The following is a 23,316-nucleotide window of genomic DNA, read 5'->3' as shown; positions in this document are numbered from 1 at the left end:
AGTGCGAGTACTTGCTGCGATGAGCGGCGGGGTGGACTCCGCGGTCGCCGCGGCCCGCGCGGTGGAGGCCGGGCACGACGTGACCGGCGTGCACCTGGCGCTGTCGGCGAAACCCGGCACGCTGCGCACCGGCGCCCGCGGCTGCTGCACCATCGAGGACTCGCGGGACGCGCGCCGCGCCGCCGACATCCTCGGCATCCCGTTCTACGTGTGGGACTTCGCCGAGCGGTTCACCGAGGAGGTCATCGAGACCTTCGTCGGCGAGTATGCCGCCGGGCGGACCCCGAACCCGTGCCTCACCTGCAACGAGAAGATCAAGTTCGAGGCGTTGCTGGAGAAGGCGATGGCGCTCGGCTTCGACGCGGTGTGCACCGGGCACTACGCCCGGCTCGTCGTGCAGGACGGCGTGCCGGAGCTGCGGCGCAGCCGCGACGAGGGCAAGGACCAGTCCTACGTGCTGGCCTCGCTGACGGCCGAGCAGCTGCGGCACTCGATGTTCCCGCTGGGCGGCTCGCTGAAGTCCGAGGTGCGGGCCGAGGCCGAACTCCGCGACCTGGCCGTCGCGCAGAAGCCGGACAGCCACGACATCTGCTTCATCCCGGACGGCGACACCCGGTCGTTCCTGGAGTCGAAGCTGGGCCAGGCCCCCGGCGAGCTGGTGGACGCCGAGACGGGCGCGGTACTGGGCAGGCACACCGGGGTGCACGGGTTCACCGTCGGGCAGCGCAAGGGCCTCGGCATCGAGGCGCCCGCGCCGGACGGGAAGCCGCGCTACGTGCTGTCGCTGGAACCCGTGTCGGGCACCGTGAAGGTCGGTTCGGCCGATCACCTCGGGGTGACCGGGATCGACGCGAAGCGCCCGATCTGGCCGTCGGAGCGGGAGCTCGACGGGTCCACGGAGTGCGTGGTGCAGGTGCGCGCGCACGGCGGCACCGCGGGCGCGGTCGCCGAGGTCGCGGACGGCGGCCTGCGCGTGGAGCTCACCGAACCGCTGCGCGGCGTCGCCCCCGGGCAGGCGATCGTCCTCTACCGCCCGGAGCCCGATGGCGACCTCGTCCTGGGCAGCGGCCTCATCTCGGCGACCCGCTGATCGCCTGTTCTCGCTGCTTCCGCCGCGTAGTGGTCAGGTGGCGGAACCTCAGCGGCTTCCTCGCTGACGGGAAACCGACATGACCCGCCGGGCAGGTACGGAGACGACCACCTCAGGTGAATGGCCCATTCGCCCCGTCCTCGTGGGCGGGTGGGCCATTCACCTCGAGGTCAGCGGGTCTTGAGGATCGCTTCGAGCTCGTCCAGCGCCGCGACGGCCTGGGAGTAGCCGAAGACGTACAGGTTGTGGAACGGGATGCCGCGCCGCTCGCGAACGGCGGGCAGGTTCTGGAACGCGCCCTGCCCGAGCAGCGCCTCCATCGCCGGTTCCGCGGAGCCGTCCGGGTTCACCTGGTACAGCAGCACATCGGTGTCGTTGAGCACGCCCAGCTGCTCGTACGAGTGCTCCACGGCGCTGCCGGTCTTGCCTTCGGCGGCGGAGCCGAACCGGCCGCCCGCCTCGGCCAGCACCACGCCGCTCCACGAATCCGGCAGGCACAGGTTCCAGCTGCCCGAGCTGAACGAGGCCACCAGGTTGAACCGGGTGCGGCCCAGCGCGTCCGCGTACGTCTCGCGGATCTTCTTCGCCCGCGCGAGGTAGTCGTCGCGCAGCCGGTTCATCGGCTCCGGCCGGTTCACGATGTTCGCGGCCTGCAACGCCATCTCCTGCCACTCGCCGGACACCCGGGAGGTGAGGATGACGGTCGGCGCGATGCCGGACAGCTGCTCGTAGGTGCTGCCGCCGGTGAGGGTGAACGCGCTGTTGCCGATGATCAGGTCGGGGTGCATGGAGATCACCCGTTCCATCTCCGGCTGGTAGCCGCCGACGCGGGGCAGCTGGTCGTAGGCCGCCTTGTGCTGCTGCGGCATCCAGTCGTCCAGGCCGTCGACGGTGGCGGCGGGCCGGATGCCCACGTCCAGCAGCGCGATGGTGGCGTACTGGTCGAGGCACACGACGCGCTGCGGGTCGGCCGGGATGGTCACCGGGCCGAGGTGCGAGTCGACGCTGCGGGTCGCCCCTTCGGGCTGGGCGGCACCGCCGCCTCCCGCGCACCCCGCGGCGCCCAGCACGGCGAGCGCCCCCGCGGCTTGCAGCAATCCGCGGCGCGAGAGTGCGGACGTCCCGGACGACAGCGGCATGGAGTACTCCTTCGCAGAACCGGCGCGCCCGAGCGGGTGACACCGAAGGGCGGTAAGCATGGTTAGCCTAACCTAGCGTGCGCATCCCGCCTGCCGGTCCGCCCGTGGGCGCCGCCGATAATGGGGTCGTGAGTGACGCAGCGTGGAACCCCGGGATCGCGACCGCCATCGGCTCGATGCCGGGAACCGATCCGCTGGAAGCCGCCCGGACGGTGCTGGGCGAGCTCCCGGACCTGATGCCGTTCCCGGAACTGCCCGCGCGCGGAGTCGGCGCCGACATCCTCGGCCGCACCGCCGGGCTGCTCGTCGACCTGGCCGTCGAGGTGGTGCCCTCCGGCTACCGCGTCGCGGGCCGACCCGGGCGGGACCACCGGCGGGCGCTGGACCTGCTGCGCTGGGACCTGGACGCCGTCGAGCAGGCCGTCGCCGAAGCCGGTGCGCCGCGCGCGGTGAAGGTGCAGGCCGCGGGCCCGTGGACGCTGGCGGCGGGCATCGAGCTGGAGCGCGGGCACCGGGTGCTCACCGATCCCGGCGCGCTGCGGGACTTCGCCGAATCCCTCGGGGAAGGACTCCGGGTGCACGCCGCGCAGGTCGCCGCCCGCACCGGCGCACCCGTCGTGGTGCAGCTGGACGAACCGTCGTTGCCCGCGGTGCTCGCCGGGAACCTGCCCACCCCGTCCGGCTACGGCCAGGTGCCCGCGGTGCCCGGCCCGGAGGCGCAGCGGCTGCTCGCGGACCTGATCGACGGTCTCGCCGCCGCCACCGGGCAGCCGGTGATCGTGCACTGCTGCGCGCCCCGGCCGCCGGTGCGGCTGCTGCGCGGCGCGGGCGCCGGGACGATCGCGCTGGACGCGACCGGGCTCGGCTCGGTCACCGGGGCGTTCGCCGACGAGCTCGGCGAAGCGTGGGAGGAGGGCACCCGGCTGCTGCTCGGCCTCGTCCCCGGCACCGACCCGGAGCACCGCCCGGATCCGCGGGACCTGGCCCGGCCCGGGCTGGAACTGGCCGCCCGCCTCGGTTTCGCGCCGAAGGCGCTGCTGGAACGCGCCGCGGTGAGCCCGTCCTGCGGGCTGGCCGGCGCCTCGCCCGAGTGGGCTCGGCGGGCGCCCGCGGTGGCGCGACAGGTCAACGAGGTGTTCGCCGAAGCGGCGGAACGCTAGCGGTGGCGCGGAGAATCCTCCTGATGGGCAAGATCGTTCATGCCGTTCACGTCACCTGAATGTCCGAGCGATGGTAAGAAACCAGACGTGTCGAACACCGGGGAAGTCGAGCGGTTCGGATGGGTGCACCGCAGCACCGTCCAGGACGCCGCGTGCCTGACCTTCGTGCGCGGCACCGGTCTCGACGCGATCGCGGGCCGGTTCGGCGCCATCACCGAGCATCGGCGCCCGCTGGACTTCGACGAGTACTGCGAAGAGGCCTTCGCGCACCAGGACCGGTATCCGGTGATCGGGCTGCGCAGCGCCGGGGACTGGACGCTGGTCGCCGAGGACGGCGGATTCCAGGGCAGCAGACCGGAAGTGCTGCGCCGCGCCAGCCGCGGCACCGAGGTGGTCTCGGCGTTCTGGAACGTCAACGGGCTCACCCAGTTCAGCCACGCCGTGGACGGCGAGGTGCGCACCTCCTTCGAAGCGCTGATGCCCGCGTTCCGCCAGGGCACCCGGCCGGACAGCCTGGAGGAGGTCCGCGCCGGGCTCCCGTGGGCGGGCAGCGGACCGGGGGAGCGCGGCGCCGACACGATCGAGCTGATGCTGGCGCTGGCCGCCCGGGTCACCGGGGAACCGCTGACGCCCGAGTGGTTCGAGGGCGACTTCGCCACCTACCCGGTCGCTGCCTGGCCGCTGGACCTGCCGAGCTCCCCGGAGGCGCTGCTCGACGAGGTGGGGCTGGACCAGATCGGCATCCGGCCCGCCGCCGAGGACTTCGAGGTCGACTCCGCCGAACTGCTCGACCTGGTGCGCAACGCCGGTCCCGCCCGGTGCAGGCGGGCCGCGGTGAGCGTGGCGCGGCACGTGCTGGACCTGACCGCGGGCCACGACCAGCTGGTGGTGGCGGCGACGCTGCGCGGTCTGGAGAACGGCGCGGAACCGGACGCCACCGCGATCGGCGAGGTGGTGCGGCTGCGGCGCTGGGAGCTGCACCGGGCGCCGGTGACGAGCGTGGACCGGGCGCGGGTGCGGGCGCTGGAAGTGCTGCGGCAGGCCACGAACCGCGATCCGCTGACCGCGCTGCTCGGCGCGCTGGCCGAGGCGGGGCGGTTGCGGATCGAACGCCGCGACCTGACCGACCTGGTGACCGCGGCGCTGGGGTGAGCCGGTCGCCGGGTCGTTCCGGCGGCGATGTTCATCCGGCTGCGAGGTCGTTCCGGCTGCGTGGTCGATCGGGCTGCGTGGTCGATCGGGCTGCGTGATTGATGCGGCTCCGGGTCGATCCGGGTCCGGCGACGAAGTCGATCCGGCTGTCGGGTCGTTCCGGCTGCGAGGTCGACGCGGGCGTTGAGCCGGTGTTGCCGCCGATCCGCGCATCGGCGGACCGCGGCGCCGGGACGGTCGGGACTCCGGCGCCGCGCGGTCCCGAATTCCCGTTGCGGTACGGGGATCTTCCGGAACGCCCGCGGCGCCCGGGGTCCGGGCGGCACAATGGGGGGATGCTGAGGTTCTTCCGCCGCCGCGCCGACCAGGACGCGCCCGACGAGGTCGACGACGTGGCCGCCGATGCGCGGGCGAAGGCCGCGGAGTTCTGGCGCCGCTGGGACGAACTGCTCCCCGAGCTCGCCGCGGCCCTCGGCGAGGGGAACCCGCAGCAGCTGGACGAGGAGCTCGCCGCGGCCGTCACCGCGCTGCACCCCGACCTGGCGTTCTCGGTGGAGCAGGGCGAGCGCACCTCGTACGCGCTCGTCGTCAGCGGCCAGGGCGATCCGCGGGTGCGGCCCTACACCGATGCCTGGCTGGCCGCCGCGCCCCGGGGCGACCTGCTGTTCGAGTACCACGACGCGGTGCCCCCGGTGCCGGACCCGACGCAGGTCACGGTGAACCTGGCGGGCGAGCGCTACCGGTTGGCCGAGGTGCGGGTGTTCGCCCAGGTCGACGAGGCCGGAGGACTGGTGGACGTGGCCGTCCACCACCCGGGTTTCGCCGAGCTGGAGCCCGCGGCCCGCTCGGCGCTGACGTTCCTGCCGCTGGACGCGGCGCTCGGCGAGCGGCTCGCCGCGGACCGGCTCGGCAGGGTGGAGACCGCCGAGCGGGAACCGCAGGGCGCGGTGGGCCTGCTGGAGTTCCGCGAGCTGGTGCGCGGCCTGGCCGCCGCCGCGCCGGACGACGCGGAGTGACCCCGCCCCTCGCCCGGAACGGTGGTCCGGGACGCCCGCCGGTGGCCCGCGGTGATCGCACCGCCCGGGCGCGCCGCGCTGCCGGGTGATCCGCGCGAGGTGTCGGGGCCGCTGGTTAGGCTCAGTGCGTGACCAGCAAGGACCGCGCCGGTAGCGCTTCCGGCGAGAAGACCGGCCCCACGACCGACCCGACCGGGCCTGAGCAGGGCGGAACCGCCGCGAACCCGGATGCGGACCTGCCCGCCGACCCGGTCGCCGACCCCGCCGTCGACGAGGCGGAGGGCGTGGAGGACGTGCCCGCCGACGTGCGGGAGCACTACGCGGCGCTGGCCGAGGAGGTCCGCGGTCACCAGTTCCGGTACTACGTGCTCGACTCGCCCACCATCGCCGACTCCGAGTTCGACGAGCGGTTCACGGCACTGCAGCGGCTCGAAGCCGAGCACCCCGCGCTGCGCACCCCCGACTCGCCGACGCAGACCGTCGGCGGCACCTTCTCCACCGAGTTCACCGCCGTGGACCACCTGGAGCGGATGCTCAGCCTGGACAACGCCTTCGACACCGAGGAGCTGCGGGCCTGGGTGGACCGGGTGGAGCGCGAGGTCGGCACCGACGTGCACTACCTGTGCGAGCTGAAGATCGACGGGCTGGCGATCAACCTGCTGTACCGGGACGGGAAGCTGGCGCGCGCGCTCACCCGCGGCGACGGCCGCACCGGCGAGGACGTGACGCTCAACGTGCGCACCATGGGCGACGTGCCCACCGAGCTGCACGGCACCGACGAGTACCCGGTGCCCGCGCTGGTGGAGGTGCGCGGCGAGGTGTTCTTCCGCGTCGAGGAGTTCGCCGAGCTGAACGCGGCGCTGGTCGATGCGGGCAAGTCCCCGTTCGCGAACCCGCGCAACGCGGCCGCCGGGTCGCTGCGGCAGAAGGACCCGCGCGTCACCCGCCGCCGCCCGCTGCGGCTGATCTGCCACGGCCTCGGCAAGCGGGAGGGCTTCGAACCGGGCAGGCAGTCCGAGTCCTACGCCGCGCTGAAGGCCTGGGGCCTGCCGGTGTCCCGGCACACCCGCGTGCTGTCCACTGTGGACGAGATTGTGGAGCACGTCCGGTACTGGGGCGAGAACCGGGACACCGCCGAGCACGAGATCGACGGCGTCGTCATCAAGGTCGACGAGGTGTCGCTGCAACGCCGCCTCGGCACCACCTCCCGCGCCCCGCGCTGGTCCATCGCCTACAAGTACCCGCCGGAACAGGCCACCACGACGCTGCGCGACATCAAGGTCAACGTCGGCCGCACCGGCCGCGTCACCCCCTACGCCGAGATGGAACCCGTCAAGGTCGCGGGCTCCACCGTCTCCATGGCCACCCTGCACAACTCCGACGAAGTGCGGCGCAAGGGCGTGCTCATCGGCGACCGCGTCGTCATCCGCAAGGCGGGCGACGTCATCCCCGAAGTGCTCGGTCCCGTCGTCGACGTCCGCGACGGCCGCGAACGCGAGTTCGTGATGCCCGCCGAATGCCCTGAATGCGGCGCCACCCTGCACCGGCAGAAGGAAGGCGACGTCGACATCCGGTGCCCCAACTCCCGGTCCTGCCCCGCGCAGCTGCGGGAACGGCTGTTCCACCTCGCCGGGCGCGGCGCCTTCGACATCGAAGCCATGGGCTACGAATCCGCCGTCGCCCTGCTGTCCTCCGGCGTGCTCGTCGACGAAGGCGACGTGTTCGACCTCGGCGAGGACGAGCTGCTGCGCACCGAGCTGTTCCGCACCCAGAAGGGCGAGCTGTCGGCGAACGGCGCCAAGCTCCTCAAGAACCTCGCCGCCGCCAAGGAGAAACCGCTGTGGCGGGTGCTCGTGGCGCTCTCCATCCGGCACGTCGGCCCCACCGCCGCCCAGGCCCTGGCCCGCGAGTTCGGCTCGCTCGAACGCATCGACGACGCCGCCGAGGAGGAGATCGCCGCCGTCGACGGCGTCGGCCCCACCATCGCCACCGCCGTCCGCGAGTGGTTCGAGGTGGACTGGCACCGCGAAGTCGTCCGCAAGTGGCGCGCCGCGGGCGTCCGGATGGCCGACGAGCAGGACGAGAGCGTGCCGCGCACCCTCACCGGCCTGTCCATCGTGGTCACCGGATCGCTCGAGACCTACTCCCGGGACGAGGCCAAGGAGTTCATCATGGCCCGCGGCGGCCGCGCCGCCGGATCCGTGTCGAAGAAGACCGCGTTCGTCGTCGTCGGCGACTCGCCCGGCTCCAAGTACGACAAGGCCGTGCAGCTGAAGGTGCCGGTGCTGGACGAGACCGGATTCCGGGTGCTCCTGGAACAAGGCCCAGAAGCAGCATCTTCCGCGGCGCTCGAGGTTGAGTGATCGGATCGCCCTGCGATAGGGGCGGGTGGCGGAACCTCAGCGCTTTCCTCGCTGCGGGATCGATTTCCCAAGTGGCTCCGCCACGAGGGAAATCGCTGTCCTCGCGAGGAAAGCGCTGAGAACCCGCGGGTGGTCCTTTTGCTCTGGTGGTCGCTGCTCAGCGGCTTCGCCGCTGATAGGAGAAGAGCGAAAGGCTTCGGCGGTGCCGGTTGTTCGGCTCGTTCGCCGTTGGCGGCGAGCGAGCTGGTCAGCCGTCGAGGACCACCGAGACGATGCCGGCGAGGTGGGCGAGCCTGGCGACCTCGGCGGCGCGGAACATGGGGCCGCCGGGGCGGCCGGCGAGCAGGACGCGGTCCGGCTTGCCGATCGGCGTCGCCGCCAGCTCGGTGCCCAGCTCCTGCCACGTCTCCGGCACCCACAGCTCGTCGCCGTCCAGGATCGTGGCCCGCGGCAGCGGTAACCACGGCAGTTCGAGGTAGCCCTCCTGCGGGGCCGACGAGCTCGCGGCCAGCTGCTCGGCGCCGCCCGAGTGGTGGCCGAACACGATGGCCCAGCCCGACCGGATGATCTTCGGGACGCCTTCGGCGAAGATCTGCAGCCCGTTGCCCGGCTCCGCGGCGATGTCCTCCACGAGCTCCAGCTCGCGGTGGGTGTCCAGCACGCCCGCGTACGGGCGGACCGCGTCGACCTCCACGCCGTCCACCGACTCCGCGGCGGTGATCAGGATGTCCGGGAGGCGGCCCGACGGCAGTTCGACGACCATGTCGTCGATCGCCACGTCCCCGCCGCGCTCCACCACGTCGACGCTGAGGATGTCGGCGCCGATCTCGCCGAGTGCGGATGCGACCGCCCCCAGCACACCCGGACGGTCCGGTATCTGCACCCGGATCAGGAAGGACACCGGACTCAACGCCTCCAGCTTCGCGCGCGGAACCTCGCCGTCCGCGCTCCCCGCACCGCACACGGCCGCACGCGGAGGCCACCGTGCGCCCGGCGGGCGGGGCAAATTGTGGCAGACACCGCACCCTATCGGTGCGACCGGCGTTCGTGTAGTGGAACGAGCACGGCATTCGCGAGGTTCCCGCCCAGGTCCCCGGCCCCGCGCCCGCTGTCCACGATGTGCGCGGCGACGTCCACGATGCGGGAGGCGGCCGGTACCCGGCGCGGTCGCCCGATCGCGGGGAGCGAGCGGGTGCCCGGCGCGTCCGATCGCCCCCTGGACGGGCAGGCACGAGCTCCGCCATAGACTGAGGTGCAACCGTGATACCGGACATGACCAGGGAGCCTTCGTAGTGTCCAAGATCTCCCGCGACGAGGTCGCGCACCTCGCCGGCCTCGCCAGGCTGGCGGTCACCGAACAGGAGCTCGACACGTTCGCCGGGCAGCTCGACGTCATCCTGGAATCGGTCGCGAGGGTCGGTGAGGTCGCGGCGGAGGACATTCCGCCGACCTCCCACGCCGTGCCGGTGACGAACGTGTTCCGCGACGACGTGGTGCGGCCCAGCCTGCCGCGCGAGGCGGCGCTGGACGGCGCGCCCGCGGCCGAGGAGAACCGGTTCCGCGTTCCGCGGATCCTGAGTGAGGAGGCGTGATGACGACGACCGCGACCGGAGGTGACCCGGCCCTGACCGGCCTGTCCGCCGCCGACCTCGCCGACCGCCTCGCCGCGGGCGAGGTCACCTCGGTGGAGGCCACCCAGGCCCACCTGGACCGCATCGCCGCCGTGGACGGCGTGGTGCACTCGTTCCTGCACGTCGACGCGGACGGCGCGCTCGCCGCCGCCCGGCAGGCCGACGAGGACCGCGCCGCGGGCAAGGCGGCCTCGCCGCTGGCGGGCGTGCCGCTGGCGCTCAAGGACGTGTTCGCCACCCGCGACATGCCCACCACCTGCGGCTCCAAGATGCTGGAGGGCTGGACGCCGCCGTACGACGCGACGGTGACCCGGCGGCTGCGCGAAGCGGGCGTCGTCGTCCTCGGCAAGACCAACATGGACGAGTTCGCGATGGGCTCCTCCACCGAGAACTCCGCGTACGGCCCCACCCGCAACCCGTGGGACCCGGAGCGCATCCCGGGCGGCTCCGGCGGCGGCTCCGCCGCGGCGCTCGCCGCGTTCGAGGCCCCGCTGGCCATCGGCACCGACACCGGCGGCTCCATCCGCCAGCCCGGCGCGGTCACCGGCACCGTCGGCGTGAAGCCCACCTACGGCGGGGTGTCCCGCTACGGCCTCGTCGCGTTCTCGTCCTCGCTGGACCAGCCGGGGCCGTGCGCGCGCACCGTGCTGGACGCGGCGCTGCTGCACGAGGTGATCGCCGGGCACGACCCGATGGACTCCACCTCGATCAGCTCGCCGGTGCCGCAGGTCGTGGCCGCCGCCCGCGAAGGCGCCGCCGGTGACCTGGCCGGGGTGAAGGTCGGCGTGGTCCGCGAATTCGCCGGGGACGGCTACCAGCCCGGCGTGGAGCGCTCGTTCCGCGCCGCCGTCGACCAGCTCGCGAAGCTGGGTGCCGAGGTCGTCGAGGTCTCCTGCCCGCACTTCGAGTACGCGATGGGCGCCTACTACCTGATCGCGCCCAGCGAGTGCTCCTCGAACCTCGCCCGGTTCGACGCGATGCGCTACGGCCTGCGCGTCGGCGACGACGGCGGCCGCAGCGCCGAAGAGGTCATGTCGCTGACCCGCGAAGCCGGGTTCGGGCCCGAGGTGAAGCGGCGCATCATGCTCGGCACCTACGCGCTGTCCTCCGGCTACTACGACGCCTACTACGGGCAGGCGCAGAAGGTGCGGACGCTGATCACCCGCGACTTCGCCGCCGCCTTCGAGCAGGTCGACGTGCTGGTGTCGCCGACGACGCCCACCACGGCGTTCCCGATCGGCGAGCGCACCGACGACCCGCTGGCGATGTACCTGGCCGACCTGTGCACCATCCCGTCGAACCTGGCGGGCAACGCGGCCATGAGCCTCCCCAGTGGACTGTCCGATGAGGACGGTCTGCCGGTGGGGCTGCAGATCATGGCCCCGGCGCTGGCCGACGACCGGCTCTACCGGGTCGGCGCGGCCTACGAGACCGCCCGCGACGCCGCTCAGGGCGGCCCGCTGCTCGACCGTGTCCCCGCCCTGGAGGTGGCGTGATGAACCAGAAACTGAAGGCGGCGTTCCAGCTCGCATCCGTGCTCTCCGCGGCCTACGGCCTGCGCGCGAGCCTCCGCGAGGCCAAGGCGAACGGCGACCGGCTCGCGATGGCCGACTCGATCATCACCGCGCTCGGCCTGATCACCGGCACCGCGCTCGCCGTCCGCACCCTGCGCCAGGGGGAGGACGGCAAGTGACCGCGGTCGCCGAGATCATGGACTACGACGAGGTCCTGGAGCGGTTCGACCCGGTCCTAGGCCTCGAGGTGCACGTGGAGCTGTCCACGGCCACCAAGATGTTCTGCGGCTGCGCCAACGTCTTCGGCGCCGAGCCGAACACGCAGGTGTGCCCGGTGTGCCTGGGCCTGCCGGGCGCGCTGCCCGTCGTCAACGGCAAGGCGGTGGAATCGGCGATCCGCATCGGGCTGGCGCTGAACTGCCAGGTCGCCGAGTGGTGCCGGTTCGCGCGGAAGAACTACTTCTACCCGGACCAGCCGAAGAACTTCCAGACCTCGCAGTACGACGAGCCGATCGTCTTCGACGGTCACCTCGACGTGGTGCTCGACGACGGCGAGACCTTCCGCGTCGACATCGAGCGGGCGCACATGGAAGAGGACACCGGCAAGTCGCTGCACGTCGGCGGGTCCACCGGTCGCATCCACGGCGCCGAGCACTCGCTGCTGGACTACAACCGCGCGGGCGTGCCGCTGGTGGAGATCGTCACCAAGCCGATCGTCGGCGCCGGGGAGCGCGCGCCCGAGGTGGCGCGGGCCTACGTGGCCGCGCTGCGCGACCTGCTGCGCTCGCTGGACGTCTCCGACGTGCGGATGGACCAGGGTTCGCTGCGCTGCGACGCGAACGTCTCGCTGATGCCAAAGGGCACCACCGAGTTCGGCACCCGCACCGAGACGAAGAACGTCAACTCGCTGCGCAGCGTGGAGCGCGCCGTGCGCTACGAGATGCGCAGGCACGCCGCGGTGCTGACCTCCGGCGGCGAGATCCGCCAGGAGACCCGGCACTTCGACGAGTCGACCGCGACGACCTCGGCGGGGCGCAAGAAGGAGACCTCCGAGGACTACCGGTACTTCCCGGAGCCGGACCTGACTCCGATCGCGCCGTCCCGCGAGTGGGTCGAGGAGCTGTCGACGACGCTTCCCGAGCTGCCTTGGGAGCGCCGCAAGCGCATCCAGGACGAGTGGAAGCTCTCCGACGAGGAGCTGCGCGACCTGGTCAACGCCGGGGCGCTCGACCTCGTCGCGGCCACCGTGGACGCCGGGGCACCGCCCGCCGAGGCGCGCTCCTGGTGGGTGGCCTACCTGTCGCAGCAGGCCAACACCCGCGGCGCCGAGCTCACCGAGCTGGCCATCACGCCGGCGCAGCTGGCGCGGGTCATCGCGCTGGTCGCCGAGGGCAAGCTGACGAACAAGCTGGCCCGCCAGGTCGTCGACGGCGTGCTCGACGGGCAGGGCGAACCCGACGAGGTCGTCGCCGCGCAGGGCCTGGAGGTCGTGTCCGACGACTCCGCGCTGCAGGCCGCGATCGACGAGGCCCTGGCCGCGCAGCCCGACGTGGCGGACAAGATCCGCGGCGGCAAGGTGCAGGCCGCGGGCGCCGTCGTCGGCGCCGTCATGAAGGCCACCGGCGGCAAGGCCGACGCCAAGCGGGTCCGCGAGCTCATCCTCGCCGCCTGCGGGCAGTAGCACCGTCCTGCCGCAGCGGGCCGCTCGTCCTCCGGGACGGGCGGCCCGTTCGCTTTCCGGCTAGAGCGCGCGGATCACGCGGCAGGGGTTGCCCGCCGCGAAGACCCGGTCCGGGACGTCCCGGGTGACGACGCTGCCCGCGCCGATCACCGCGTCATCGCCGATCGTCACGCCCGGGCAGACGATCACGCCACCGCCCAGCCACGCGTTGTTGCCGATGCCGATCGGCGCCGCCGTCTCCCACCGCTCCCGCCGCGCCCGGTGGTCCGTCATCGGGTGCAGCGCGGTGAGCAGCTGGGCGCGCGGCCCGATGGACACGTCGTCCCCGATGCTGATCGGCGCGCAGTCCAGCAGGATCGCGTCGTAGTTGAGGAAGCTGTTGTCCCCGATGCTGATCAGGTACCCGTAGTCGCACTGGAAGCGCGGCATGATCCACGATCCGGTGCCCAGCCGCCCCAGCAACCGGCCGAGGACCTCCTGCCGCCGCTGCTCCTCGCCGGCCCGCGTCGCGTTGAACTCGTCCAGCAGCTCCTGGCAGCGCCTGCGCTCGGCGAGGAGTTCCGGATCGCCGTCCTGGTACGGCTCCCCGCGCAGCATCCGCTCCTTGTGCTCACCCATCCCGCCATTGTCCGGCCCGCGCGGCCGGGGTTCGCGCGGGCGCCCGGCCGAGGACGATCGGACCACCGGCCGCTCCCGCCCGCGGCGTCCGGTGGCGGGGACGTCAGTCCGGGGCGCCGTCCTCACCGAACCAGTGGGCCAGCCGGCCGCGGCGGCTCACCGCGCGCAACCGGTGCTCGGTGGCGGTGCGCGCCCCCGCGGTGGTCATGATCAGCAGGTCGTCGCCGGTGCGCAGCCGGGTGCCGGGGTCCGGGACGAAGGAGGCGCCCGCCCGGATGATCAGGGTGATGGCGCTGGGGTCGGGCAGCCGCAGCTCCCGCAGCATCACGTAGTGCAGTTGCGATCCGGGCGGCACCGACACGGTCAGCAGCTCCGCGTCGAGCACGTCCAGCGGCGCCACCTCCACCTGGATCTCCCGGGCCGCGTCGGCCCGCACCAGGCCCAGCGCGCGGGCCAGCCCCAGCAGCCCGGGGCCCTGCACCAGGGTGAACACGGCGACCAGCACGAACACCACGTTCAGCACCCGGTCGCTGCCGGGCACGCCCGCCACCACCGGGAAGGTGGCCAGCACGATCGGCACCGCGCCGCGCAGCCCCGCCCAGGACACGAACGCCTGCTCCCGCAGCGGCACCCGGAACGGCAGCAGCGACACCAGCACCGAGAGCGGCCGCGCCACCAGCAGCAGCACCAGCCCCACCACCAGCGCGGGCAGCAGCTCCGGCAGCAGCTCGTGCGGGGTGACCAGCAGGCCCAGCAGCACGAACAGCCCGATCTGCGCGAGCCACCCGATCCCTTCGGCGAACGAGCGCACCGAGGCGCGGTGCGGCAGCCCCGAGTTCGCCAGCACCAGCCCACACAGGAACGCGGCGAGGAACCCGGAGGCGTCCACCGCGCCGGAGGCGGCGAACGCGACGATGCCGAGCCCGAACATCGCCACCGGGTACAGCCCGGACGCGGGCAGCGCCACCCGGTGCAGCACCCACGCGCCGGCCCGGCCGATGAGCAGGCCGATCACGGCGCCCGCGCCCAGCTCGTAGACCACGTCGCCGGCGACCTCCAGCGGGTGGAACTCCATCGGCACGGTGCTGAACAGCAGCACCAGGATCACGGTGGGCGCGTCGTTGAACCCGGACTCGGCCTCCAGCATCCCGGCGACGCGGCGCGGCACCGGCAGGGTGCGCAGCACCGAGAACACCGCGGCCGCGTCGGTGGAGGACACCACCGCGCCGAGCAGCAGCGAGGCCTGCCAGGGGAGTCCGACGAGCAGGTGCGCGCCCGCGGCGGTGACCGCGACGCTGACCGCGACCCCGGCGGTGGCGAGCAGTCCGCTGGGCGCCAGCAGCGGTTTCACGTCCGACCAGCGGGTGGTGAGGCCGCCTTCGACGAGGATGACGGCGAGCGCGGCGGTACCCAGGTCCTGCGCGAGCTGCGCGTCGTCGAAGTGCAGTCCGAGCCCGTCCTCGCCGATGACCAGGCCCAGCGCGAGGAACAGCAGCAGCGCGGGCAGCCCGAAGCGCGCCGCCGCGCGGGTGGCGAGGATCGCCGCCAGCAGCACGATCCCACCCGCCAGCAGCGCCGTGTACAGCTGCTCCAAGGTCATCGCTGTTCCGTTCCGCCACCGGCGCGCCGCCGGTACCGGCCCGGGGCGCGTCCTGAGTGGACCATGTCCGCGTTCGTCCTGCTCCGGCCACCCCCTCGTCCCGGCGGTGGCGGGGCGACCGGCCCACCGGCCGGGCCGGTCGAACGGGCCGTCGACCCGGGGTCAGTCCTTGCCGGTGTCGCCGGAGGGAGGTTCGATGCGGATCGCCCGGTCGTCGCTGGGCACGGGGGCGCCGCCGGACTTGTTGGCGGTGCCCAGCCACAGCAGGCCGTCCGGGCCGTTCGCGGCGGCGGAGAAGCGCCCGTAGGTCTTCTCCATGACCTTGGTGGGCTGGCCGGTGAACGTGCCGTCCGGTCCGGGGTTGAGCGCGTACAGCGCCGCCGCGTCGGTCAGCGCCACGACCACCGAGCCCGGTGTCGCCGCGCACCCGGCCACGCCGGGCCGGTCCGGCCAGCTCCAGGCGGGTTCGCCGAGCGCGGTGCCGAACTCGATGCGGTGCAGCGCGTCCCGGCTCCCGCCGCGGTCGGTCAGCCAGTAGCCGCCGGTCTCGCCCGAGCCGCACAGCCCGCCCGGGTCCGAGACGCCGGAGGCGACCACCCGGGACTTCGGGTCCGGGTTGCCCGCGGCGGGCGCGCCGAAGCCGTCGATGCGCAGCACCTTGCCGGCCAGCGAGCCCCGGTTCGCCGCGTTCGCGCGGTCGCCCGCGTCGCCGGTGGCGACCAGCAGCGCGCCGCGCCCGTCGTCCAGCAGCGCGCCCGCGTTGCCCGCCGAGCCCTTCGGGATGCCGGTGAGCACCGGTTTCGGGCTGTCGCCGGGCGCGACCCGCAGCACCTGGTTCTCGCCGCCGACGCTCGCGTACGCGTAGACGAGCTCGTCCTCCTGGTAGCTGGGGGACAGCGCCAGCCCGGTCAGCCCGCCACCGCCGGAGCGGTCCACCGGCACCCGGGCGATCTCGACGGGCTCGGTGTCCGGTTCGACGCGCAGGATGCGGCCGGTGGCGCGTTCGCCGACGAGCGCGCCGCGGCCGTCGGGCAGCACGGTGATGGCGCCGACCGGGTCGAGGCAGGTCGCGACGACCGCCGGGTCCGGGTCGATGCAGCCGGTGGGCACCGCGGGCACTTCGTCGGTGGGCTGTCCCGGTGGTGGCGGGGGAGGCGCGGGCTGCTCGATGGACGGCTGCGGCCCGGCCTGCGGTTCCAGCGAGGGCTGGTCGCGCCAGGCGCCGGGGTGCTCGTCGGGGAACTGCGCGCAGCCGCCGAGCGCGATCGCGGCCAGCAGCGCTCCCGCCGTCCGCGCGCGAGGACGGCGGCCGGTGGGGGAGGTGCGCTGGGCTGCCACGAGTGCCGAGGGTATCGGCCGCGCCGTGAACCCCGGGTGAGCACCCGGCCGCGCCGATCTCCGCGGCCCGCGAATCCCACCCGCCGGGAAGGTCCGTTTCGCGGGAGCCGCCGTGCAGCCGCGCGAGCGCCACCGAATGCAGCAATTCCGGACGAGACGACCGTCGCGGAACCGGATCCGAACCGCGCCACCAGGCCCGTCCCGAGCGCGCGGTCCCGGTCGCGGTGCGGTGCCCGGCCGCCTGCGCAAACGGTGAATTGCGAGTCCTGCGGCGCATTCTGCCGAATGCCGGAACATCGAGATCTCCGTGGAATTCCCGCCGAAAAAGGTTCACCTGAAAGGGTCGCTTCGGCCACTGGTGATGCCTTAGCCTTCTGCGCCGTGAGCATTCACGACGATCGCCCCAGCGGACGCCGAGACGAGCGTGCGCAGCGCGGCGGGAAGAAGTCCGCCGACGGGCCCACCGGAACGCAGGGCCTCGGCGTGCAGGACTACGACGACTACTACGACGACGCCGCGTACAGCGATGCGAACGCGACCGCCGTGGTGGATCGCGGTTCCAGTGCCGACTTCTACGAAGAGATCGACGACCGCAAGCCGTTCGCCTGGAACGCCGGGACCGACCTGGGCCTGCTGGTGCTGCGCCTGGTCGTCGGCGGGGTGTTCGCGGCGCACGGCGCGCAGAAGCTGTTCGGCGTGCTCGGCGGTTCCGGCCCGGAGAAGTTCGCGCAGAGCCTGGCCAAGGCCGGGTTCGAGCAGAGCGCGGTGCTGTCCCTGGTCACCGGCGGAACCGAGCTCGGCGCGGGCGCGCTGCTGGTGCTGGGCCTGTTCACGCCGCTGGCGGCCGCGGGCATCGTCGGCGTGATGGCCAGCGCCATCGTGTCGATGAAGCTGCCCGGCCCGTTCTTCGACCAGGAAGGCGGCTACGAGTACCCGGCGATCCTCATCGCCGTCGCGCTGTGCCTGATGTTCACCGGACCCGGCCGGGTCGCGCTGGACAACGGGCGGTCCTGGTTCCGGCACCCGCTGATCAGCGGCTTCATCTGCCTGGTGATCGCGGCGGGTTCCGCGGCGGCGGTGCTGGTCCTGCTGCGGTCCTGACGTCCGGCGGAGCGCCGGTCCCCGGCGGCTCCGCGCCCTCCGACGAACGCGAAGGCCGGGTTCCGCGCAGGAACCCGGCCTTCGTCGCGAGGACCTTACTTGGAGACGTCCCGGACGGCGCCGTGCGAGGCGGAGGTCGCCAGCCGCGCGTAGGCGCGCAGTGCCGAGGTGACCTTGCGGTCGCGGGACACCGGCTGCCAGGGGTGCTCGCTGCTCTCCATCTTGGCGCGCCGCTCGGCCAGCACCTCGTCGTCGACGAGCAGCTGCAGCGCGCGCTCGCGCACGTCGATGAGGATCTGGTCGCCCTCTTCGACGAGGCCGATCACGCCACCGTTGCCCGCCTCCGGCGAGATGTGCCCGATGGACAGCCCGGAGGAGCCGCCGGAGAACCGGCCGTCGGTGATCAACGCGCACTTCTTGCCGAGGCCGGAGCCCTTGAGGAACGCGGTCGGGTGCAGCATCTCCTGCATCCCCGGCCCGCCGGAGGGGCCTTCGTAGCGGATCACCAGCACGTCACCGGGCTCGATCTTCTTCTGCAGGATCGCGGCCACGGCCTGCTCCTGGCTCTCCATCACCCGGGCGGGCCCCTGGAAGTGCCACAGCTCCTCCTCGACGCCCGCGGTCTTCACGACGGCGCCGTCCTCGGCGAGGTTGCCGCGCAGCACCGCCAGCCCGCCGTCCGCGGTGTAGGCGTGCTCGAAGTCGCGGATGCAGCCGCCCGCGGCGTCGGTGTCCAGCGAGGACCAGCGGTTCTCGGTGGAGAACGCCTTCGTGGTGCGGACCCCGCCGGGCGCGGCGTGGAACAGGTCGAGCGCCTCCTGCGAGGGCGATTCGCCGCGCACGTCCCAGCGGTCCAGCCACTCGGTGAGGCTGCCGCTGTGCACCGAGGACACGTCGCGGTGCAGCAGCTCCGCGCGGTCCAGCTCACCCATGATCGCGGAGATGCCGCCGGCCCGGTGCACGTCCTCCATGTGGTAGTCCGAGTTCGGCGCGACCTTCGACAGGCACGGCACCTGGCGGCTGATCCGCTCGATGTCCGAGAGCTCGAAGTCGATCTCGCCCTCGCGTGCGGCGGCCAGCGTGTGCAGCACCGTGTTCGTGGAGCCGCCCATCGCCATGTCCAGCGCCATCGCGTTCTCGAAGGCCTTCTTGTTCGCCACCGAGCGCGGCAGGACCGAGTCGTCGTCCTCCTGGTACCAGCGCTTCGCGATCCGCACGACGGTGCGCCCGGCCTCCTCGAACAGGGCGCGGCGCGCGGCGTGCGTGGCCAGCGTGGAGCCGTTGCCGGGCAGCGCGAGGCCCAGCGCCTCGGTGAGGCAGTTCATCGAGTTCGCGGTGAACATGCCCGAGCAGGACCCGCAGGTCGGGCAGGCGGAGCGCTCCACCTCGCTGAGCCCGTCGTCGTCCACGCCCTGGTTCGCCGACGCGGAGATCGCGGTGATCAGGTCGGTCGGCGCCTGCGCGACGCCCTCCACGACCACGGCCTTCCCGGCCTCCATCGGTCCGCCGGAGACGAACACCGCGGGCACGTTGAGCCGCATCGCGGCGTTGAGCATGCCGGGCGTGATCTTGTCGCAGTTCGAGATGCACACCAGCGCGTCCGCCTGGTGCGCGTTGACCATGTACTCCACCGAGTCGGCGATGATCTCGCGCGAGGGGAGCGAGTAGAGCATCCCGCTGTGGCCCATGGCGATGCCGTCGTCCACCGCGATCGTGTGGAACTCCCGCGGCACGCCGCCCGCCTCGCGGATCGTCTCGGCCACCACGTCGCCGAGGTCGCGGAGGTGCACGTGACCGGGCACGAACTGGGTGTAGGAGTTGGCGATGGCCACGATCGGCTTGCCGAAGTCGTCGTCGGTCATGCCGGTGGCACGCCACAGCGAACGGGCGCCTGCGGCGTTCCGTCCGTGGGTGGTGGTGCGGGAGCGCAACTGGGGCATGGTCCTTCTCGGTTTCTCGCTGAATTCGCGTCGGGGACGGCGAAAGGACGCCCACCTCGTGAGTGGGGACGAACTGCGGTGACCTCGACGCTACTCCTGCCCGGTAGCGCCGGAGGTGACCGGTTCGCGCTCCCCGGGCGTTCGTGACGCAGGCCTCGGCCGGTGGCGGGGAACGGACGGCACCGGCGGTGCCCGGCCCGGGATGGGCGCGGCCGGTGCGAGCGGGGATCAGCCCGCGGACTTGGGGGAGGTGCCGTCGGCGCCGGGCTCGTCGGTGGACGGCTCAGTGGTGCTCTCGGTGCCAGTACCAGTACCAGTACCAGTTCCGGCGTCAGCAGCGGTGCCGGTGGCGCCGTCGGTGGTCTCGGTGCCGCTCAGCGTTCCGGCGTCGTCCCCGGTGGTGGCGTCTCCAGCGGTGGCGGCGGTTCCGGCGTCGTCTCCAGCAGGGGTGTCGTTTCCAGCGGTGGCGGCGGAGTCGGCATCGGCCGCGGTCTCGGTGTCCGCGCCCGACGTGTCCCGCCGCTCGGCGGTGTCAGCGGCGTCGTCCCGGGGCTCGGCGTCCGCGGCCGGAGCGCTCGGCGCGGCGTTCGGGTCCGGGATCCGGCCCCCGCTGAGCTCGGCCAGCCGGGCCACGTCCCGCACCCGGATCGCCGGGAGCGCGACCTCCTTGCCGGAGTCGAGCACGGCCCGCACCCAGCGGCGCTCGTCCAGCCGCAGCGAGGCCAGCTCGTCCCAGCCGAAACCGGTGCCGCCGAACACGCGGCGCACGGTGATCCGCTCGGCGGTGACGACGGTGCGCGGCCGCACGATCACGTAGGCCAGCGCCAGCGGGATCAGGTAGGTCGACAGCAGCTGCGGGAACGGCTCGGCGAAGGCGATCGGGGTCACCGACACCGCCACCGCGAACACCGCGAGCAGCGAGGTGCGGGTGAGCTGGAACGTCAGCGACTTCGGCAGCGCCCTGGCGCGCCCGGCGGCGCGCGGAGCGGGCTGCGCGGCCGGTGCGGCGGCGCCCGCGTTCTCGGTGGTGCCGGTTCCCTCGGTGGTGCCGGTTCCTTCGGTGGGCTGCTGGGCCGCTGGTGTCTCGCTCACCCCTCGATGCTCTCACCCGGACGCGGGGCGTCCGCAGCGTCCCTGCTGGTGGCGGAACTCCGGCAGTGCCCGGTGCGCCCGCCGGCGCGCGGCGCCCGCGGGAGAGCGGGGCGGTGGAGCGACGTACGCCACACCGGGCTCGGCCGAATGCGAACCAGGCGTCGGTGAACTGCGGAAACGCCCGCCGTCGGCGGAGTTCGAGCAGGCCCGGGTGTCCACCATGCGGGAGGATCGTCTCGCATGGTTTGACCTCGTGGCGCTCGTGCCGTTAACGTCCTCGACATGCTGCGACTGCACGACATTCTCGTACTTCCCCGGCGCGTCGACGCCTGAGGAAGCTCCGCAGCGACGACGCGCCAACCCTCGTACGGTCCTATCCGGCCCGGCGGGGGTTTTTTCGTGCCCACTCACCGACCACCACCGTTCGGACAGAGGCGAACTCGATGACCAGCGCCCACACCAGGCAGAGCCCGGTCCCGGCACCGCCGCCGGGACACCGTTCCAAACCAGCACCGACCAACGACGCTCCAGTGCAGGTCACCGGCGCGCAGTCGCTCGTCCGGTCGCTGGAGTCCGTCGGCGCCGAGATCGTCTTCGGCATTCCCGGCGGCACCATCCTGCCTGCCTACGACCCGCTGCTCGACTCCACGAAGGTCCGGCACGTGCTGGTCCGCCACGAGCAGGGAGCCGGGCACGCCGCCACCGGGTACGCCCAGGCCACCGGCAAGGTCGGCGTGTGCATGGCGACCTCCGGCCCCGGCGCGACCAACCTGGTCACCGCGCTCGCCGACGCGCAGATGGACTCGGTCCCGATCGTCGCGATCACCGGCCAGCAGTCGACCAGCCTGATCGGCACCGACGCGTTCCAGGAAGCGGACATCTGCGGCATCACGCTGCCGATCACCAAGCACAACTTCCTGGTCACCAAGGCCGAGGACATCCCGCGCACCATCGCCGAGGCCTTCTACATCGCCTCGTCCGGACGCCCCGGCCCGGTGCTGGTGGACATCCCGAAGGACGTCCAGCAGGCCGCGACCACCTTCTCCTGGCCCCCGGAGATGAAGCTGCCCGGCTACCGGCCGACCAGCAAGCCGCACGGCAAGCAGGTCCGGGAAGCCGCGAAGCTGATCACCGCGGCGCAACGGCCCGTGCTCTACGTCGGTGGTGGCGTGCTCAAGGCCGAAGCGACCGAGCAGCTCCGCGAGCTCGCCGAGACCACCGGCATCCCGGTCGTCACGACCCTGATGGCCCGCGGCGCGTTCCCCGACTCCCACCCGCTGCACCTGGGCATGCCCGGCATGCACGGCAAGGTCGCCGCCGTCGCCGCGATGCAGCGCTCCGACCTGCTGATCGCCCTCGGTGCCCGGTTCGACGACCGGGTCACCGGGCAGCTGTCCTCCTTCGCGCCCGAAGCGAAGGTCGTGCACGCCGACATCGACCCGGCCGAGATCTCCAAGAACCGCAACGCCGACGTGCCGATCGTCGGTGACTGCAAGGAGGTCATCACCGAGCTCATCGACGCCGTCGCCACCGCCACCGACACCGGCGGCACCGCCGACCTCGGGCCGTGGTGGACGCAGCTGAGCACCTGGCGCGACACGTTCCCGCTCGGCTACGAGTGGCCCGCCGACGGCAGCCTCGCCCCCGAGTACGTCATCGAGCGGCTCGGCGCGCTCGCCGGCCCGGACGCGGTGTACTGCGCGGGCGTCGGCCAGCACCAGATGTGGGCGGCCCAGTTCGTCCGCTACGAGAAGCCGCGCACCTGGTTGAACTCCGGTGGTCTCGGCACCATGGGCTACTCGGTGCCCGCCGCGATGGGCGCCCAGGCCGGCATGCCCGGCACCCAGGTGTGGGCCATCGACGGCGACGGCTGCTTCCAGATGACCAACCAGGAGCTCGCGACCTGCGCCATCGAAGAACTGCCGATCAAGGTGGCCGTCATCAACAACGGCAACCTCGGTATGGTCCGGCAGTGGCAGAGCCTGTTCTACGCCGAGCGCTACTCACACAGTGACCTCGGCACCCACAAGCACCGCATCCCCGACTTCAAGCTGCTCGCCGAGGCGCTCGGCTGCGCGGGCCTGCGGTGCGAGTCCAGGGAGGACGTCGACAGCGTCATCCAGCAGGCGATGGAGATCAACGACCGACCCGTCGTGATCGACTTCGTGGTGGGCAAGGACGCGCAGGTCTGGCCGATGGTGGCCGCGGGGACCGGCAACGACGAGATCATGGCGGCGCGCGGAATCCGCCCGCTGTTCGACGAAGACGAGGGGTGACCGCACCCATGAGCCGACACACTCTCAGCGTGCTGGTGGAGAACGTGCCGGGCGCGCTCGCCCGCGTCTCCGGGCTGTTCTCCCGCCGCAGCTTCAACATCGAATCCCTGGCCGTCGGCCCGACCGAGCACCCGGAGATCTCCCGGATGACGATCGTGGTCGCGGTCAGCGACCAGCCCCTCGAACAGGTCACCAAGCAGCTCAACAAGCTCGTCAACGTGATCAAGATCGTGGAGCTGGAGCCGGAAGTCGCGGTCCAGCGCGAACTGCTCCTGGTCAAGGTGCGGGCGGACGCCTCCGTGCGCAGCCAGGTGCTGGAGACCGTGCAGCTGTTCCGGGCCAAGGTCGTCGACGTCTCCCCGGAGGCGCTGACCGTCGAGGCCACCGGCGACGGCGAGAAGCTGGGCGCGCTGCTGCGCATGCTGGAGCCCTACGGCATCCGGGAGATGGTGCAGTCCGGGGCGATCGCCATCGGCCGCGGACCCCGCTCCATCACCGCCACCGCGGTGCGCTGACCGCGTTCCCCGGCACCACCGGGAGATCGCCGACGCGCACCGGCGGTCAGCCCTCCCGCCGCGACCGGGACGGCTGCCGCGGGCAGAACA

The 23,316-nt window shown here is 72.8% G+C and carries 19 protein-coding genes; 12 read left to right on the top strand and 7 right to left on the bottom strand.

Annotated elements, in window-relative coordinates; translation table 11 throughout:
- The first annotated feature begins 1 nt into the window (after position 1).
- Entirely contained in the window at positions 2–1,090 is a 1,089-nt protein-coding gene (gene mnmA / locus AC29IT_RS21230; RefSeq protein ID WP_488219907.1) for a tRNA 2-thiouridine(34) synthase MnmA, read from the top strand.
- Between the two features lie 170 nt (positions 1,091–1,260).
- On the opposite strand, the gene AC29IT_RS21225 is transcribed toward mnmA, so the two are convergent.
- Complete coding sequence (locus AC29IT_RS21225) at positions 1,261–2,229, bottom strand: ABC transporter substrate-binding protein (protein ID WP_488219906.1); 969 nt, start codon at positions 2,227–2,229, stop codon at positions 1,261–1,263.
- A 128-nt stretch (positions 2,230–2,357) separates the two neighbouring features.
- Here AC29IT_RS21225 and AC29IT_RS21220 point away from each other — a divergent pair, with 128 nt between their 5' ends.
- The 4 genes from AC29IT_RS21220 to ligA all read left to right on the top strand — a co-directional run bounded on the left by AC29IT_RS21220 (position 2,358) and on the right by ligA (position 7,920).
- Positions 2,358–3,389 carry a methionine synthase gene (locus AC29IT_RS21220; RefSeq protein WP_488219905.1) on the top strand — a complete coding sequence of 344 codons (1,032 nt, stop codon included), beginning with the start codon at positions 2,358–2,360 and terminating at the stop codon, positions 3,387–3,389.
- Between the two features lie 87 nt (positions 3,390–3,476).
- Complete coding sequence (locus AC29IT_RS21215) at positions 3,477–4,541, top strand: DUF6461 domain-containing protein (RefSeq protein ID WP_488219904.1); 1,065 nt, start codon at positions 3,477–3,479, stop codon at positions 4,539–4,541.
- A 335-nt stretch (positions 4,542–4,876) separates the two neighbouring features.
- Positions 4,877–5,557 carry a hypothetical protein gene (locus AC29IT_RS21210; RefSeq protein ID WP_358437601.1) on the top strand — a complete coding sequence of 227 codons (681 nt, stop codon included), beginning with the start codon at positions 4,877–4,879 and terminating at the stop codon, positions 5,555–5,557.
- Between the two features lie 236 nt (positions 5,558–5,793).
- Positions 5,794–7,920 carry an NAD-dependent DNA ligase LigA gene (gene ligA / locus AC29IT_RS21205; protein ID WP_488219984.1) on the top strand — a complete coding sequence of 709 codons (2,127 nt, stop codon included), beginning with the start codon at positions 5,794–5,796 and terminating at the stop codon, positions 7,918–7,920.
- 247 nt (positions 7,921–8,167) lie between these two features.
- Here ligA and AC29IT_RS21200 read toward each other — a convergent pair whose 3' ends face one another.
- Positions 8,168–8,821, bottom strand: a complete 654-nt coding sequence (locus AC29IT_RS21200) for an ACT domain-containing protein (protein ID WP_488219983.1) — start codon at positions 8,819–8,821, stop codon at positions 8,168–8,170.
- A 391-nt stretch (positions 8,822–9,212) separates the two neighbouring features.
- On the opposite strand from AC29IT_RS21200, the gene gatC reads away from it, so the two are divergent.
- From gatC to gatB, 4 genes are read left to right on the top strand one after another with little or no spacing between them, the layout of a single operon-like run.
- A complete protein-coding gene (gene gatC, locus AC29IT_RS21195; RefSeq protein WP_224956462.1) occupies positions 9,213–9,512 on the top strand; it encodes an Asp-tRNA(Asn)/Glu-tRNA(Gln) amidotransferase subunit GatC in 300 nt (99 codons plus the stop codon).
- Complete coding sequence (gene gatA / locus AC29IT_RS21190) at positions 9,512–11,047, top strand: Asp-tRNA(Asn)/Glu-tRNA(Gln) amidotransferase subunit GatA (protein ID WP_358437604.1); 1,536 nt, start codon at positions 9,512–9,514, stop codon at positions 11,045–11,047. The genes gatC and gatA overlap by 1 nt, the downstream gene beginning before the upstream one ends.
- Entirely contained in the window at positions 11,047–11,244 is a 198-nt protein-coding gene (locus tag AC29IT_RS21185; protein WP_358437607.1) for a hypothetical protein, read from the top strand. The genes gatA and AC29IT_RS21185 overlap by 1 nt, the downstream gene beginning before the upstream one ends.
- Positions 11,241–12,746: an Asp-tRNA(Asn)/Glu-tRNA(Gln) amidotransferase subunit GatB gene (gatB, locus tag AC29IT_RS21180; RefSeq protein WP_488219903.1), complete on the top strand. Its 1,506-nt coding sequence runs from the start codon at positions 11,241–11,243 to the stop codon at positions 12,744–12,746. Before AC29IT_RS21185 ends, gatB begins: the two co-directional genes overlap by 4 nt.
- Positions 12,747–12,806: 60 nt before the next feature.
- On the opposite strand, the gene AC29IT_RS21175 is transcribed toward gatB, so the two are convergent.
- The 3 genes from AC29IT_RS21175 to AC29IT_RS21165 all read right to left on the bottom strand — a co-directional run bounded on the left by AC29IT_RS21175 (position 12,807) and on the right by AC29IT_RS21165 (position 16,302).
- Positions 12,807–13,364 carry a sugar O-acetyltransferase gene (locus tag AC29IT_RS21175; protein ID WP_358437611.1) on the bottom strand — a complete coding sequence of 186 codons (558 nt, stop codon included), beginning with the start codon at positions 13,362–13,364 and terminating at the stop codon, positions 12,807–12,809.
- 103 nt (positions 13,365–13,467) lie between these two features.
- Complete coding sequence (locus AC29IT_RS21170; protein WP_488219982.1) at positions 13,468–14,958, bottom strand: potassium/proton antiporter; 1,491 nt, start codon at positions 14,956–14,958, stop codon at positions 13,468–13,470.
- A gap of 168 nt (positions 14,959–15,126) precedes the next feature.
- Complete coding sequence (locus AC29IT_RS21165) at positions 15,127–16,302, bottom strand: PQQ-dependent sugar dehydrogenase (protein ID WP_358437615.1); 1,176 nt, start codon at positions 16,300–16,302, stop codon at positions 15,127–15,129.
- A gap of 381 nt (positions 16,303–16,683) precedes the next feature.
- Here AC29IT_RS21165 and AC29IT_RS21160 point away from each other — a divergent pair, with 381 nt between their 5' ends.
- Positions 16,684–17,403 (top strand): DoxX family protein, encoded by a 720-nt coding sequence (locus AC29IT_RS21160; RefSeq protein WP_358437617.1) that lies wholly within the window; start codon positions 16,684–16,686, stop codon positions 17,401–17,403.
- 95 nt (positions 17,404–17,498) lie between these two features.
- On the opposite strand, the gene ilvD is transcribed toward AC29IT_RS21160, so the two are convergent.
- On the bottom strand, positions 17,499–19,343 hold the full coding sequence (gene ilvD / locus AC29IT_RS21155) for a dihydroxy-acid dehydratase (RefSeq protein WP_358437619.1): 1,845 nt from the start codon (positions 19,341–19,343) through the stop codon (positions 17,499–17,501).
- A 228-nt stretch (positions 19,344–19,571) separates the two neighbouring features.
- Entirely contained in the window at positions 19,572–20,435 is an 864-nt protein-coding gene (locus AC29IT_RS21150) for a PH domain-containing protein (protein ID WP_488219902.1), read from the bottom strand.
- A gap of 443 nt (positions 20,436–20,878) precedes the next feature.
- Between AC29IT_RS21150 and AC29IT_RS21145 the strand changes: the two genes are divergently transcribed.
- Together AC29IT_RS21145 and ilvN are read left to right on the top strand one after the other, a co-directional pair.
- Positions 20,879–22,711, top strand: coding sequence for an acetolactate synthase large subunit (locus tag AC29IT_RS21145; RefSeq protein ID WP_488219901.1), 1,833 nt, complete (start codon positions 20,879–20,881; stop codon positions 22,709–22,711).
- 8 nt (positions 22,712–22,719) lie between these two features.
- Entirely contained in the window at positions 22,720–23,226 is a 507-nt protein-coding gene (ilvN, locus tag AC29IT_RS21140) for an acetolactate synthase small subunit (protein WP_224956483.1), read from the top strand.
- Positions 23,227–23,316 lie beyond the last annotated feature (90 nt).

The organism is Saccharopolyspora sp. MMCC62, assembly GCF_057736575.1.
The sequence above is the reverse complement of the archived record's forward strand: the minus strand, read 5'-3'. Positions and strand labels throughout refer to the sequence as shown.